This window comes from Mixta mediterraneensis (genome assembly GCF_030283135.1).
GTDB classification, from domain to species: domain Bacteria; phylum Pseudomonadota; class Gammaproteobacteria; order Enterobacterales; family Enterobacteriaceae; genus Pantoea; species Pantoea mediterraneensis.
Window position 1 is genome coordinate 57,897 of sequence record NZ_JASUAZ010000006.1, and the last position, 15,809, is coordinate 73,705.

The 15,809-nt window shown below is 52.1% G+C and carries 11 protein-coding genes; 10 read left to right on the top strand and 1 reads right to left on the bottom strand.

Features of this window, described 5'->3' with window-relative positions:
• Positions 1-85: 85 nt before the first annotated feature.
• The 6 genes from QRY16_RS06155 to kdsB all read left to right on the top strand — a co-directional run bounded on the left by QRY16_RS06155 (position 86) and on the right by kdsB (position 7,407).
• On the top strand, positions 86-2,347 hold the full coding sequence (locus QRY16_RS06155) for a DNA internalization-related competence protein ComEC/Rec2 (protein ID WP_289775990.1): 2,262 nt from the start codon (positions 86-88) through the stop codon (positions 2,345-2,347).
• 34 nt (positions 2,348-2,381) lie between these two features.
• Positions 2,382-4,130: a lipid A ABC transporter ATP-binding protein/permease MsbA gene (gene msbA, locus QRY16_RS06160; RefSeq protein ID WP_289775991.1), complete on the top strand. Its 1,749-nt coding sequence runs from the start codon at positions 2,382-2,384 to the stop codon at positions 4,128-4,130.
• Complete coding sequence (lpxK, locus tag QRY16_RS06165; RefSeq protein ID WP_289775992.1) at positions 4,127-5,128, top strand: tetraacyldisaccharide 4'-kinase; 1,002 nt, start codon at positions 4,127-4,129, stop codon at positions 5,126-5,128. Before msbA ends, lpxK begins: the two co-directional genes overlap by 4 nt.
• A gap of 27 nt (positions 5,129-5,155) precedes the next feature.
• Positions 5,156-6,373 (top strand): winged helix-turn-helix domain-containing protein, encoded by a 1,218-nt coding sequence (locus QRY16_RS06170; protein WP_289775993.1) that lies wholly within the window; start codon positions 5,156-5,158, stop codon positions 6,371-6,373.
• 105 nt (positions 6,374-6,478) lie between these two features.
• Positions 6,479-6,661, top strand: a complete 183-nt coding sequence (locus QRY16_RS06175; protein ID WP_081135850.1) for a Trm112 family protein — start codon at positions 6,479-6,481, stop codon at positions 6,659-6,661.
• Complete coding sequence (gene kdsB / locus QRY16_RS06180; RefSeq protein ID WP_193403302.1) at positions 6,658-7,407, top strand: 3-deoxy-manno-octulosonate cytidylyltransferase; 750 nt, start codon at positions 6,658-6,660, stop codon at positions 7,405-7,407. The genes QRY16_RS06175 and kdsB overlap by 4 nt, the downstream gene beginning before the upstream one ends.
• A 125-nt stretch (positions 7,408-7,532) precedes the next feature.
• On the opposite strand, the gene elyC is transcribed toward kdsB, so the two are convergent.
• Positions 7,533-8,318, bottom strand: coding sequence for an envelope biogenesis factor ElyC (gene elyC / locus QRY16_RS06185; protein WP_289775994.1), 786 nt, complete (start codon positions 8,316-8,318; stop codon positions 7,533-7,535).
• Between the two features lie 125 nt (positions 8,319-8,443).
• On the opposite strand from elyC, the gene cmoM reads away from it, so the two are divergent.
• The 4 genes from cmoM to mukB are packed head-to-tail and all read left to right on the top strand — an operon-like array spanning position 8,444 to position 15,738.
• Positions 8,444-9,229 carry a tRNA uridine 5-oxyacetic acid(34) methyltransferase CmoM gene (gene cmoM, locus QRY16_RS06190; RefSeq protein ID WP_193403301.1) on the top strand — a complete coding sequence of 262 codons (786 nt, stop codon included), beginning with the start codon at positions 8,444-8,446 and terminating at the stop codon, positions 9,227-9,229.
• Entirely contained in the window at positions 9,226-10,548 is a 1,323-nt protein-coding gene (mukF, locus tag QRY16_RS06195) for a chromosome partition protein MukF (protein WP_289775995.1), read from the top strand. The genes cmoM and mukF overlap by 4 nt, the downstream gene beginning before the upstream one ends.
• The gene (mukE, locus tag QRY16_RS06200; RefSeq protein ID WP_289775996.1) at positions 10,529-11,254 is read left to right on the top strand and encodes a chromosome partition protein MukE; all 726 of its coding nucleotides are present in this window, start codon (positions 10,529-10,531) and stop codon (positions 11,252-11,254) included. Before mukF ends, mukE begins: the two co-directional genes overlap by 20 nt.
• Positions 11,251-15,738 (top strand): chromosome partition protein MukB, encoded by a 4,488-nt coding sequence (gene mukB, locus QRY16_RS06205; protein WP_193403298.1) that lies wholly within the window; start codon positions 11,251-11,253, stop codon positions 15,736-15,738. Before mukE ends, mukB begins: the two co-directional genes overlap by 4 nt.
• Positions 15,739-15,809: the final 71 nt, after the last annotated feature.

Genomic DNA, 15,809 nt, shown 5'->3' on the forward strand with positions numbered 1-15,809 from the left:
GTAACAGATTCTATAGAAGCACATCGGGCCTGTTCATTACTCGCCACATTGTCAGAATGAAAATATCTCTTAAACGGAATTTATCATGCTGACATGGACTGTATTGGCTCGAATGGCGATCATCGCCAGTTTACCGTTAATGGTGCTACCGCAGCTGCCAACCCCGGCAATATTGTTAATCCTGGCCTGTACTGGCTTTGTTTTCCTACAGTTCACCTTTCAACCGATAAGAATGGTCGGCGTCGCTATTTTATTAATGGTGTGGATGCTTAATAGCGCTCAGCATATTAAAACTGATATCGAAGGGTTAGCGGCCAAACCGGGGAATTTCACTGTACGCATTGATGAAGTTCGCCAGAAAAATAAACAAATTAAGGTCAGGCTGTTAAGAGAGGGAACTCGCTATACTTTCCCACCTCGTTTTGCCTGGATTTCTTTTAATAATGCGACAAACGAATACTGTCCCGGCCAGCGCTGGAATATGCAACTGCGGCTAAGGCCAGTGCATGCACGGCTAAATGAAGGTGAGTTTGATTCGCAGCGATTTGCATTGGCGAATCACACGCCGTTGCAAGGCCGGATAGTGAAGCAAACTGCCAGTTCAACCACTTGCAGCTGGCGATGGCGATTCATTCAGCATCATGAGGTGCAGTTAAGGTTACTTCCGCAACAGGCTACGCTTAAAGCACTCGCATTTGGTATCCGTGATGATTTAAGTAAAACCACTCGTCAGTTGCTACGCGATACGGGAACCGCGCATCTGATGGCTATTTCAGGCATGCATATAGCGCTGGCAGCTGGATTAGGCTGGCTACTTGCGCGTGGCACACAGTTTCTTTTACCGGCGCGTTTTATTGGCTATTTATATCCACTGCTCGCCAGCTGGATTCTGGCGGCTATCTATACCTGGTTATCAGGCAGCCATGCGCCTGCGCAGCGTGCCTTGTTAGCTTTAACGCTGTGGATAGCGACACGTATTACAGCTATTCAATTAAGCAGCTGGCAAGTATGGACATTATGCATTGGTTCATTATTAGCGATTGATCCCATAACCGTACTTTCCGATAGCTTCTGGCTTTCTACCTCTGCGGTCGGCATGTTACTGATTTGGTATCACTGGTTTCCTTTACCGGCACGCTTTAAGCAACAACCCTGGCTACTCCTGCAATTACTGAGACTCGTGCATTTACAAATTGGCATGATGATTTTAATGGCACCGCTCCAGGTCAGCCTGTTCAATGGGATTAGCTTAACGGCATTGCTCGCCAATTTAATTGCTGTACCTGTCGTCTCGTTTATGACCGTTCCCTTAATATTAATCGCCATGATGCTGCCTGTTGCCTCAGGCTCTGCCATATTCTGGTGGCTAGCTGACTTAACGCTACGTGGACTTATCGACGCCCTGACAATGTTGCCCAGTGGGTGGTGGCCGCTGTATCACGCCGAATTTTTTGCTGTCATCATCTGGGGTGGGCTGTTTATCTGGCGTACCCAGATTTTCTATTGTGTACCGCTTAGTTGCTGCAGTCTTGCTATTGCGCTGCTCTTTAGCCGTCAGGAAAAAGCGCAGCAAGGCTGGCGAATAGATATGTTAGATGTAGGGCATGGTTTAAGCGTCGTGATTAGCCAGGGCAAAGAGGCCGTTTTATATGATACTGGCCCGCGCTGGCAAACAGATGATGCCGGCAGGCGCGTCGTTGTTCCCTGGCTTGAGCGCAAGCAGTTGCAGTTACAGCAAATCATCCTCAGCCATAGACACCTTGATCACAGCGGTGGGCTTGAATCCATAAAGCAGCGCTGGCCACAAATTAAGGTAAGAAGCGCGCTAAATAATGCTGATCACTTACCCTGTGCACGAGGAGCCCAATGGCAATGGCGGCAACTGCATTTTAAAGTTCTGTGGCCATTAAGTGCTTCCGCACCAGGCGATAATAATGACTCCTGTGTGCTCAGCGTAGACGATGGAAAAGTTCGACTTTTACTCACTGGTGATATTGAAGCTATAGCGGAGCGCCAGTTAGTGAAGCTGGAAAAGCAGAATCTAAAAGCAGATGTCATACAGGTGCCGCATCACGGCAGCCGGACGTCATCAACTACGCTGTTACTTCGAAATATCAATGGGCACACAGCGATAGCTTCTCTGGCACGCTACAATGCATGGCGTATGCCAGCTAAATCGGTACTGGAAAATTACCGCAAAAATGGTTTTAACTGGTTCGACACCGGCCAGTCAGGCCAGATAAGTATCACCATCAACAACGGAAAAACGCAGGTTGCAGGGCTAAGAGAACAATTAATGCCCCGTTGGTATCATCAGTGGTTTGGCGTGAAACGCGAATCCAGGTAGAATGGCCGGCTATTTCCAACAACGTGAATAAATAATGCATCAAGATAAAGATCTCTCAACGTGGCAGACATTTCGTCGACTCTGGCCGATGATCACGCCTCACAAAGCGGGTTTATTTGTGGCTGCGATAGCCCTGATACTCAACGCCGCAGGCGACACCCTGATGCTCTCACTGTTGAAGCCTTTACTGGATGACGGCTTTGGTAAGGCAGATAAGTCAGTGATGCTGTGGATGCCACTTGCAGTCATCGGGCTGATGCTGGTGCGTGGGGTGACCAGCTATATCTCCAGTTACTGCATTTCATGGGTTTCGGGCAATGTAGTCATGGGTATGCGTCGCCGGTTATTCGGCCATATGATGGGCATGCCGGTCGCCTTCTTTGATCAGCAATCCACGGGCACACTGCTGTCACGTATTACTTACGATTCTGAGCAGGTTGCTTCGTCCTCATCAAGTGCGCTGGTTACAGTGGTCCGTGAAGGCGCGTCGATTATTGGCCTGTTTATCATGATGTTTTATTACAGCTGGCAGCTGTCATTAATCCTGATACTACTGGCACCCATCGTATCTTTAGCCATACGTACCGTGTCTAAGCGTTTTCGTAACATCAGTAAAACCATGCAAAACACCATGGGACAGGTTACAACCAGCGCCGAACAAATGCTTAAAGGGCATAAAGAAGTGTTGATCTTTGGCGGACAGGAAGTAGAGGCCGAGCGTTTTGCCAGGGTCAGCAATCGCATGCGCCAGCAAGGTATGAAACTGGTTTCTGCTTCATCGATTTCAGATCCTGTAATCCAGTTAATTGCCTCGCTTGCCTTAGCATTTGTGCTCTACGCGGCCAGTTTCCCAAGCGTGATGGATACGTTAACCGCCGGAACGATTACCGTGGTCTTCTCATCAATGATTGCATTGATGCGTCCGCTGAAATCGCTGACCAACGTCAACGCTCAGTTTCAGCGCGGCATGGCTGCTTGCCAAACGCTGTTTTCAATTCTCGACAGCGAACAAGAAATTGATAACGGTACACGTGAAACTACCCGTGCTAAAGGCGATATTGAATTCCGTGACGTCACCTTTACTTATCCGGGGCGCGATATACCTGCTTTACGTAACATCAATCTCTCAATCCCTGCGGGTAAAACAGTTGCGTTAGTGGGGCGTTCCGGTTCAGGTAAATCAACGCTGGCGAGCCTGCTGACCCGCTTCTATGACATCCAGCAGGGCGAGATTCTTTTGGACGAACATGATCTGCGTGAATACACGCTGTTCTCGCTGCGTAATCAGGTCGCATTGGTTTCTCAAAACGTGCATCTGTTTAATGACACCATTGCGAACAACATCGCTTATGCGCGTAGCGAACAATACAGCCGTGAAGAGATCGAAAAAGCCGCAACCATGGCCCATGCGATGGACTTCATCAACAAGATGGATAACGGCCTGGATACCGTTATTGGCGAGAACGGCGTACTGTTGTCAGGTGGACAGCGCCAGCGTATCGCCATTGCGCGAGCGCTGCTGCGTGACTGCCCAATCTTAATTCTGGATGAAGCTACTTCAGCGCTGGATACTGAATCAGAACGTGCTATACAGTCTGCGCTTGATGAATTACAGAAGAACCGCACCTCGCTAGTGATCGCGCATCGCCTTTCAACTATTGAAAAGGCTGATGAAATTGTCGTGGTTGAAGACGGACAGATTGTGGAACGCGGCACCCACTCAACGCTACTGGCGGAGAAAGGTGCGTATGCACAGCTTCACAAGATGCAGTTTGGTCAATGATTGAACGTATCTGGAGTGGGCAATCGCCGCTGTGGCTGCTGTTATGGCCGTTAAGCCTGCTGTATGGCGCAATTGCCGCGTTGATTCGTTACAGTTATCAGCGCGGCTGGCGTAAAAGTTGGCGCGCGCCCGTTCCGGTGGTGATTGTGGGCAATCTCACTGCGGGGGGAAACGGTAAAACGCCGGTTGTCATTTGGCTTGTACAGACATTGCAGCAGCGTGGGTTAAAAGTCGGCGTAGTGTCACGCGGATATAATGGTAAGGCCGACAGCTATCCGCTATTGGTTAATGAGAAAACCCCTGCTGAACAAGCTGGCGATGAACCGGTATTGATCGCTCAACGTACGGGGGCGCCAGTTGCAGTAGCGCCGAAACGGCGTTTAGCCGTTGAAGCGCTGCTTAAGCAGGGTGATATTGACCTCATTATCACCGATGATGGGTTGCAACATTACGCGCTGCAACGTGATAAAGAGATTGTCGTGGTAGATGGCATGCGCCGCTTCGGTAATGGATGGTGGTTGCCTGCCGGGCCGATGCGTGAGCGCGCGTCGCGCCTGAAAGATGTTGACGCCATTATCGTCAATGGCGGCACGGCGCAGGTGGGTGAAATGGCCATGCATTTACAGCCGGGCCTGGTGACTAATTTACTCACCGGGCAGAAAAAGCCCATACACCAGCTGGATAATGTTGTTGCAATGGCGGGCATCGGTCATCCGCCGCGTTTTTTCACGACGCTAAAGCAGCAGGGATTAACGCCGGTCGCCGAAATCGCTTTCGCCGATCACCACGCTTACAGCGAAGCTGAGTTAGCGCGTTTGCTGGTCACCGGTCAAAACTTGCTGATGACAGAAAAAGACGCAGTCAAATGCCGATCATTTGCGCGGCCAGACTGGTGGTATCTTCCGGTAGAGGCTGAATTACAGGGCGAAGGGGTTGAGCCTTTGCTAAATGATATAGAACAACTTTGCCGTACATACTCGCCTGACCTGCATCATTAATATCAGGCGTGTCGGATAAGGAAGAGAATGAACATGATGCATTCACTTTCGTTACAACACGCTCGAAACCTTCATCTTGCGGCACAGGGATTGTTGCGCACCCCCAGTCGTCGCGCTCGCTTTCAGGATATTGTTGATTGCGTTTCCCGCATGTCGCTGCTGCAAATTGACACCATTAACGTTGTTGCCCGAAGCCCTTATCTGGTGTTGTTCAGCCGTCTGGGTACGTATCCGCAGGCATGGCTGGACCAGGCGCTGACGCAGGGTAACTTATTTGAATACTGGGCGCATGAAGCCTGCTTTATTCCTCGCGAAGATTATAAATTGCTGCGACATCGCATGTTGTCGCCAGAACGGCTGGGCTGGAAATACAACGCAGCATGGGTGAAAGAACATCAGCAAGAGATTGCCGGGCTGCTTGCTCATATCCAGCAAAATGGTCCGGTCAGGGCGGCGGATTTTGTAAGTGACGGCAACCATAAACCCGGCTGGTGGGCATGGAAACCCCACAAGCGGCATCTGGAAAACCTGTTCAGTGCAGGCGAGTTGATGGTTGCAGAAAGGCGAAATTTCCAGCGCGTTTACGATTTGCGCTCGCGCGTAATGCCGGACTGGCAAGACGAACTGCATAGTATTAATGAAGCTGAAGCGATCAGATTAATGTTGCTGAACAGTGCGCGCAGCCTAGGGATTTTCCGTGCTAACTGGCTACCTGATTATTACCGTCTTAAGCGGGTGGCGCTTAAACCTTTTCTGATGCAAGCGCAGGCTGAGGGTCACATTGTACCGGTTAACGTTGAAGCACTCGGCGAGATGTGGCTACATCGCGATTATCTCCCGCTGCTTAATTCATCCGTTAGCGCCCGCCACAGCGCATTGCTGTCCCCTTTTGATCCCGTCGTTTGGGATCGCAAACGCGCGCTGGAACTGTTTGATTTTGATTACCGTATTGAGTGCTATACGCCAGAAGCGAAACGCAAATATGGCTATTTTGTACTACCCATTTTGCACAGAGGAAAAATTAAAGGCCGGCTGGATGCGCGTATGCTGCGCAAGTCCAGACAACTCATCATTAAAAATCTCTGGCTGGAAGAGGCGACACGCGTTACGCAATCCTTTGTCCAGGATGTTCAGCGGGCAATTAATCGGTTCGCAACCTGGCAAGAGGCAGAACAGGTTATTGTAGAGCAGGCTCCTCATGATTTACTCGATGCCTGGACGTCATCCTGGACCGTTCATTGCTAAAATTTGCCGCGGCTTACTCATCATTTCAACGCGTTTCCACACACCCGCAAAGCCTGCGCTATGGTATGCTTGATGCCTTAGCATTCGGTCCTTGATGGAGGATATATGGATCACCGTTTACTCGAAATCGTTGCCTGCCCGGTATGTAATGGCAAGCTGTATTACAACAATGCTCAACAAGAGCTGATCTGTAAACCGGATGCGCTGGCATTTCCGGTTCGTGATGGTATTCCTGTCCTGCTGGAAAATGAAGCCCGCACCTTATCAGTTGAAGAGATCCATCCATGAGTTTTATCGCCATCATTCCCGCGCGTTATGCCTCTACACGTTTACCCGGAAAACCGCTGGTCGATATTCACGGTAAACCAATGGTGGTACACGTGATGGAGCGTGCGCGTGAATCCGGCGCCAGCCGGGTGATTGTCGCCACCGATCATCCTGATGTGGCGCAGGCAGTTGAACTTGCTGGCGGTGAAGTGTGCATGACGCGTGCCGACCATCAATCCGGTACTGAACGTTTAGCGGAAGTTATCGAAAAGTATCAGTTTGCCGATCACGAAATCATCGTGAACGTTCAGGGCGATGAGCCGATGGTTCCCGCAGAAATTGTACGTCAGGTCGCAACCAATCTGGCCCAGGCCGAAGCGGGCATGGCCACGCTTGCGGTGCCCATTACGGATGCCGAAGAAGCGTTCAATCCGAACGCAGTCAAAGTGGTGATGGATGCGCAAGGCTATGCGCTCTATTTCTCACGCGCCACCATCCCATGGGATCGGGAACGTTACGCGGCATCTCGCGAGCAAACTGGCGACAGTCTCCTGCGTCATATCGGTATTTATGCCTACCGTGCCGGTTTTATTCGACGCTATATTGCCTGGGCGCCATGCCCGCTTGAGCAAATCGAATTGCTTGAGCAGCTTCGTGTGCTGTGGTACGGCGAAAAGATCCACGTAGCTGTGGCGCAAACCATTCCCAGTGTGGGCGTAGATACGCCAGAAGATTTGGCGCGCGTGCGTTTAGCCATGCAAGCCTGACGTTCCTGCAGCGCGCGCCAGTAACTGCAGGCTTGCTCTGGCGAGTATTACCGGTGGGATCGTATCGCCCCGAGCGCACAGCGCAAAGTTTGTCAGTCGGGGTGTTGACCCTATTCGCCAACGGGTTATTTCCCTGGCTCGGTTGAGGGTAAATCATCAGACTTTAGCCGCTGCCAGGCTTGCCCTAATGTTTCGTAAATAGCGCGTTCGCTGTGCCCCAGCCAAATCGGGGAAGGAATGACGCGTTCCCAGCCGTTAAGCGGTGATGCGATCGCCAGCTGGTTGGCGGGTGCGGCGATAGGATTTAATCCAGCCGCCTGAAAAAATTGCATTGCTCTGGGCAGATGATTAGCTGAACTGACCAACAGAAAAGAGTGATAACCAATCTGCCTTCTTACCGCCTGCGCTTCTTCTTCAGTGTCTTTTGGCCGATCAAGAATATGAATTTTCTCACGCGGTACGCCCAGGCTTTCCGCCACGTTCGCCGCCACCCATGCATTGCTTTTGGAATTTTGACCTGCAGCCGCGCCGGTAAAAATCAGGGTGGCATCAGGATAGCGGTGCCATTGGCGCACGCCTTCCGTCACTCTTGGTAAACTGTTCCCGACCAAATTTGAGCTGGGCGCCCAATTGGGATTAAACGTGTAGCCGCCGCCCAGCACCACGATATAATCCACCTTTTCTGCACCATTCCAGGTTGGATAATGACTTTCCAGCGGTAAAAGCAGACGATCGGCTACAGGCTGAAGGCTAAATAACAGCAACAACAGCCAACTCACTGAGAGCAGGATTTTGCCGCTTTGCTGCCAGCGACTGAACCAAAGCAGCAAAAGGCCCGTTGCCATCAGCAACAGCAGAAATGGCAGGGGAAGTAACATGCTGCCCACTACTTTTTTCAGGATAAAAAACATCAAAAAACACTCCTGTTGTCTGAAAAAACAGCAGCCGGAAGGGAAGAACAGGATGAAAGGTTCATTCTTCTTGTGCCTGTGACAAAATAGCATAAGTCTTACCGCAGCATACCGGAGCCAACGCCATGCAGGATCGCAACTTTGACGATCTCGCGGAAAAGTTTTCGCAAAATATTTACGGCACGACCAAGGGTTTGGTGCGCCAGGCGATCCTGTGGGATGAACTGGAGACCATTCTTCCCAGCCTGCCGGCACAGCCACTGAAGATCCTTGATGCAGGCGGCGGGGTAGGACAAATCTCCAGTGGTCTGGCAGCGCGCGGTCATCAGATCGTGCTGTGCGATTTATCCGCAGAGATGCTGCGTCGTGCGCAGGAAAATGCCGAAGCGCAGGGCGTGAGCCAGCGGATGCAATTTAAACAAATTAGCGCTCAGCAGATTAGCGAACATTTGGATACGCCGGTGGATCTGGTATTGTTTCACGCTGTGCTTGAATGGGTCGCTGAGCCTGAGAAAACTCTTAAAGCGTTGTTTGATGTATTGCAACCTGGCGGTGTGCTTTCGCTGATGTTTTATAACCTGCATGGTTTGACGCTACGCACCTTGACCCTCGGCAATTTCGGCTATTTACGCACCAATTTAACGAAACGCAAGAAGCGTACATTGTCGCCTGATTACCCGCGCAACCCCGATGAGGTTTACCGTTGGCTCGAAACCTGTGGATTTATCATTGAGCAACGCGCCGGCATCCGGGTATTCAGTGATTACATGAAACCGCCTAAAGGCGAGCCGAAAAGCGACGATGAAATCATTGAGATGGAGCGGCGTTTTTGCCGTCAGGAACCCTTTTTAAGCTTAGGGCGCTACATTCACGTGACCGCGCGCAAACCCGGGCAGAAGGACGAATTATGAGTGAATTTTCCCAGACGGTACCTGAACTGGTATCCTGGGCGCGTAAGAACGACTTTTCTCTTGCGCTGCCCGTAGAACGTCTGGCCTTTTTGCTGGCCGTCGCCACCCTGAATGGTGAGCGGATGGATGGCGAAATGAGTGAAGGCGACCTGATTGACGCATTTCGTCACGTCAGTAAAGCGTTTGAACAAACCCATGAAACCGTGCTGGTGCGTGCTAACAATGCCATCAATGATATGGTGCGCCAGCGTTTATTCAACCGGTTTACCAGCGAACTGACCGAAGGCAATGCAATCTATCGCCTGACGCCTCTGGCGATTGGGATTACCGATTACTATATCCGCCAGCGTGAATTCTCTACGTTGCGTCTATCCATGCAGTTGTCGATTGTGGCCAGCGAGTTGAAACGCGCCGCCGACGCCGCCCAGGAAAACGGTGATGAATTTCACTGGCATCGCAATGTCTTTGCCCCCCTGAAATATTCAGTTGCTGAGATTTTCGACAGTATCGATATGACCCAGCGCATGATGGATGAGCAGCAGCAAGCGGTGAAAAACGACATCGCAGATCTGCTGAACAAAGACTGGCGCGCGGCGATTTCCAGCTGTGAAATGCTGCTATCAGAAACTTCAGGAACGTTGCGCGAGTTACAGGATACGCTGGAAGCCGCAGGCGATAAGCTACAGGAAAATCTGCTGCGTATTCAGGATGCGACGCTTAACAGCCCCGATTTAGGCTTTGTCGACAAGCTGGTATTTGATCTGCAAAGCAAACTTGACCGCATTACCAGCTGGGGCCAGCAGGCAATCGATCTGTGGATCGGTTACGATCGTCACGTGCATAAATTCATTCGTACCGCCATCGATATGGATAAAAACCGTGTCTTTGCGCAGCGTTTACGCCTGTCAGTGCAAAATTACTTTGATGCGCCCTGGGCGCTTACTTACGCCAATGCTGAACGCCTGTATGACATGCGCGACGAAGAACTGACGCTGCGTAATGACGAAGTTATGGGCGAGCTGCCCACCGAACTGGAATACGAAGAGATCAACGAAATTCGTGAGCAGCTGGCAGCAATGATTGAAGAAGCGCTGCAAGCGTATAAGTCTCAGCAAAAACCGCTCAACCTCGCTACAGTGATGCGCGATTATCTGGCGCAATATCCACGGGCTCGACATTTCGATCTTGCCCGAATTGTGGTGGACCAGGCCGTACGTCTCGGGGTAGCGGAAGCCGATTTAGCCGGCTTGCCTGTGGAATGGCAGGCCATTAATGATTACGGAGCCAAGGTGCAGGCACATGTCATCGACAAATATTGAACAAGTGATGCCAGTTAAGCTGGCTCAGGCACTGGCGAATCCGATTTTCCCCGCGTTAGACAGCCAGTTACGCGCAGGGCGACACATTGGTATCGAAGAGCTGGATAACCACGCTTTTCTGATGGATTACCAGGAATATCTCGAAGAATTTTATGCTCGTTACAACGTTGACCTGATCCGCGCGCCAGAAGGTTTTTTCTATCTGCGGCCGCGCTCTACCACGCTGATCCCACGTTCGGTATTGTCCGAGCTGGATATGATGGTAGGAAAAATCCTCTGTTATCTCTATCTCAGCCCCGAACGTCTGGCCAATGAAGGTATTTTCACCCAGCAGGAGCTTTACGATGAACTCCTGTCGCTGGCCGATGAAAACAAGTTATTAAAGTTCGTTAACCAGCGTTCTACGGGGTCGGATCTGGATCGTACCCGGCTGCAAGAGAAGATGCGCGCCTCGCTGAGTCGCCTGCGTCGTCTTGGTATGGTGTGGTTCTTTGGCAACGACAGCAGCAAGTTTCGCATTACCGAATCGGTATTCCGCTTTGGCGCCGATGTGCGCAGCGGTGATGATGCCCGTGAAGCGCAGCTACGGCTGATTCGCGATGGGGAAGCCATGTTGCTGGAAAACGGAACGGCACCTGTTGATGCGGATGAGAGTGAGGAAAATGACAGCGAAGCGAGTGACAACGCGGAGGAAGAGCAAGCATGATTGAACGCGGAAAATTTCGTTCGCTAACGCTGATTAACTGGAACGGCTTTTTTGCACGAACCTTTGATCTGGATGAACTGGTCACTACGCTGTCTGGCGGAAACGGGGCCGGTAAATCCACCACTATGGCAGCCTTTGTGACTGCACTGATCCCTGATTTGACGCTGCTTCATTTCCGTAACACTACGGAAGCGGGAGCAACGTCAGGATCACGTGATAAAGGTCTGCACGGTAAACTGCGTGCGGGCGTCTGCTATTCAATGCTGGATGTCGTGAACTCACGTCACCAGCGTGTGGTCGTCGGCGTTCGTTTGCAGCAGGTGGCGGGTCGCGATAAGAAAGTCGATCTTAAGCCGTTCAGCATTCACGGGCTGCCAGCCGATACCAATCCAACGGACATGTTGACGGAGATTCTGAACAGTCGTCAGGCGCGCGTGCTGCCGCTCAACGAAGTGAAAGATCGGGTTGAAGCGCAGGAAGGCGTGCAGTTCCGTCAGTATAATTCCATCACTGATTATCACGCCATGATGTTTGATCTTGGCGTTGTGCCGCGACGCTTGCGCTCCGCCAGCGATCGCAGCAAATTCTATCGCCTGATTGAAGCCTCGTTGTACGGCGGGATTTCCAGCGCGATTACCCGCTCGCTGCGTGACTATCTGTTGCCAGAAAACAGTGGCGTGCGTAAAGCTTTCCAGGATATGGAAGCCGCGCTACGTGAAAACCGCATGACGCTGGAAGCGATTCGCGTAACGCAGTCCGATCGCGATCTGTTTAAGCATCTGATTACCGAAGCGACTAATTACGTCTCTGCTGACTACATGCGTCATGCCAATGAGCGCCGCATTTATCTGGATAGCGCGCTACAGCTGCGCAACGACCTGTTCAGCAGCCGTCAACAACTTGCTTCCGAGCAGTATCGCCATATTGAAATGGCACGTGAACTGTCCGGGCACAGTGGCGCAGAGAACGATCTGGAAGCCGATTATCAAGCGGCCAGCGATCACCTGAACCTGGTGCAAACCGCGATGCGCCAGCAGGAAAAAATCGAACGCTACGACAGCGACATCGAAGATCTCACGCTTCGTCTGGAAGAGCAGAACGAAGTGGTGGCGGAAGCGCGCGAAATTCAGGAAGAGAACGAAGCACGCGCCGAAGCTGCCGAACTGGAAGTGGATGAGCTGAAAAGCCAGCTGGCTGATTTCCAGCAGGCGCTTGACGTGCAGCAAACCCGAGCGATCCAGTATCAACAGGCGTTGCAGGCGCTGGAGCGCGCGCGTGCGCTGTGCCAGCTCCCTGATTTAACCATCGACAATGCCGCCGAATGGCAGGAAAACTTCCAGGCGAAAGAAGAAGAAACAACCGAACGCCTGTTGCGTCTGGAGCAAAAACTCAGTGTGGCGGAAGCGGCGCACAGCCAGTTTGAACAGGCTTTAGCGCTGGTTACCAGCATTGCGGGCGAAGTCAGTCGTCAGGACGCATGGCAAACCGGCCGCGAGTTACTGCGCGATGCCCATAACCAGCGCCATCACGCCGATCAGCTCTCTTCGCTGCGTCTGCGTCTGAATGAGCTTGAACAGCGCCTGCGCGAACAGCATGAAGCCGAACGTCTGTTAGCTGAATTTTGTAAACGCCAGGGACAGCATTATGACGCCGACGCGCTGGAAGGTTTACAGCGTGAACTCGAAGCTCAGATTGAACAGCTAAACAGCAGCGTGTCGGATGCGGGTGAACAGCGCATGAAAATGCGTCAGGAACAGGAGCAACTGCGTGAACGCATTGCTGCGCTTACCGCACGTGCGCCACACTGGCTGGCAGCGCAGGAAATTCTGACGCAGCTGAGCGAGCAGACTGGACAGGCACTGGCGAGCAGCCAGCATGTAACGGAATATATGCAGCAACTGCTGGAGCGCGAGCGTGAAACCACGGTTGCACGTGATGAGGTCGCGGCGCGTAAGCGTGAGGTTGAGCAGCAGATTGAACGGCTTAGCCAGCCTGGCGGTGCCGAAGATGCACGCTTAAATCAGCTGGCAGAGCGGTTTGGCGGCGTGTTGCTGTCTGAAATTTATGATGATGTCACGCTCGACGACGCTCCTTACTTTTCAGCGCTGTATGGCCCTTCGCGTCATGCCATTGTGGTGCCGGATCTGTCGCTGGTGCAGGCACAGCTTGATGGCCTGGAAGAGTGCCCGGAAGATCTCTATCTGATCGAAGGCGATCCGCAATCTTTTGATGACAGCGTTTTCGCCGTTGATGAATTACAAAACGCCGTGGTTGTTAAAATCGCCGAGCGTCAATGGCGCTATTCGCGCTTTCCGAAGGTGCCGCTGTTTGGGCGTGCCGCGCGTGAGAATCAGCTGGAACTGCTGCATGTCGAACGCGATCGTCTGGCGGAAAGTTATGCCACCCTGTCATTCGACGTGCAGAAAACCCAGCGTCTGCATCAGTCCTTTAGCCGCTTTATCGGTAGCCATCTGGCGGTGGCTTTTGATGATGATCCTGAAGCGCAGATCCGCCAGCTTGGCGCCCGTCGCGGCGAGCTGGAGCGTGCGCTGAACCAGCATGAAAGCACCAATCAGCAGCAGCGTCAGCAATACGAGCAGGCGAAAGAGGGTGTTGCGCAGTTAAACCGTTTGCTGCCGCGCGTGAATGTGTTGCTCGACGACACGTTAGCCGATCGCTGCGAGGAGATTCGCGAGCAGGTTGAAGAAGCCCAGGACGCCGCGCGCTTCCTGCATCAGCATGGCGCGAAGCTGGCTAAGCTCGAACCGCTGATTTCCGTATTGCAAAGCGACCCTGAGCAACACGAACAATTGCAGGCTGATTATCAGCAGGCACAGCAGCAACAACACAGTGCTCGCCAGCAGGCATTTGCTTTGACCGAAGTGGTCCAGCGGCGGGCCCATTTTAGCTACCATGATTCGGCAGGTATGCTGAATGGTAATAACGATCTCAGCGATAAACTCCGCCAGCGTCTTGAGCAGGCAGAAGGCGAACGCAGCCGCATGCGTGAGCGCCTGCGTGAGCATCAGGCGCAGCTGACGCAATATTCGCAAGTGCTGGCCTCGCTGAAAAGCGCTTATGACGCCAGACGCGACATGTTGAAAGAGTTGCAACAGGAGATGCAGGCTATTGGCGTACAGGCGGATGCCAGCGCGGAAGCGCGCGCACGTCTTCGCCGTGACGAACTTTACACTGCGTTGAGCCACAACCGTGCGCGTCGTAATCAGCTGGAAAAACAGCTGACGTTCTGCGAAGCGGAAATGGAAACGCTGCGTAAAAAGCTGCGCCACCTTGAACGTGATTATCATCAGAAACGTGAGCAGGTGGTAAGAGCTAAAGCGGGTTGGTGCTTAGTGCTACGTCTGGTAAAAGACAACGGCGTTGAGCGCCGTCTGCATCGACGCGAGCTGGCTTATTTAAGCGGTGATGAGCTGCGTTCGATGTCAGATAAAGCGCTGGGTGCGCTGCGTCTGGCGGTTTCGGATAACGAACATCTGCGTGATGTGCTGCGCTTGTCGGAAGATCCTAAGCGTCCCGAACGTAAAATACAGTTTTTCATTGCCGTTTATCAGCATCTGCGTGAACGTATTCGTCAGGACATCATCCGTACCGATGATCCGGTTGAAGCCATCGAACAGATGGAAATTGAGTTGAATCGCCTGACGGAAGAGTTGACGGCACGTGAACAAATGCTGGCGATTAGCTCACGCAGCGTGGCGAATATTATCCGCAAAACTATTCAGCGCGAGCAGAACCGCATTCGTCAGCTTAATCAGGGCTTGCAGACGGTGAGTTTTGGTCAGGTACGCAGCGTGCGTCTTAACGTTAATGTACGTGAAACCCACTCTATGCTACTGGATACCCTGTCAGAAGAGCATGAACAGCATCAGGATCTGTTTAACAGCCAACGTCTGTCCTTCTCTGAAGCACTGGCGAAGCTGTATCAACGGTTGAATCCACATATCGATATGGGGCAGCGCACGCCACAAACTATCGGTGAAGAGCTGCTGGATTACCGCAACTATCTTGAGATGGAAGTGGAGGTGAACCGTGGCTCCGATGGCTGGTTGCGCGCAGAAAGTGGCGCGCTGTCAACCGGTGAAGCTATCGGTACGGGCATGTCGATTCTGGTCATGGTGGTTCAGAGCTGGGAAGAGGAATCGCGTCGCTTGCGCGGCAAAGATATTTCGCCCTGCCGCCTTTTGTTCCTTGACGAAGCGGCGCGTCTGGATGCACGTTCCATCGCCACGCTATTTGAACTGTGTGAACGTCTGGAGATGCAGTTAGTTATTGCTGCGCCAGAAAACATCAGCCCAGAGAAAGGCACCACCTACAAGTTAGTGCGTAAAGTGTTTAACAACACCGAGCACGTCCACGTTGTCGGCTTACGCGGCTTTGCCGCCGATCTCTCCTCGACACAGCGTGAAAACGCGGTGGATTCCAGTCCGGACCCTGAATCAGAAAAATCTCAGGTGGAACCGTAGTCAAAAACTGCGCCATTGGTTAATCTGGTAACGGCGTTTGTCGATTGAGGCAAATGCCGTTTTTTATTCAT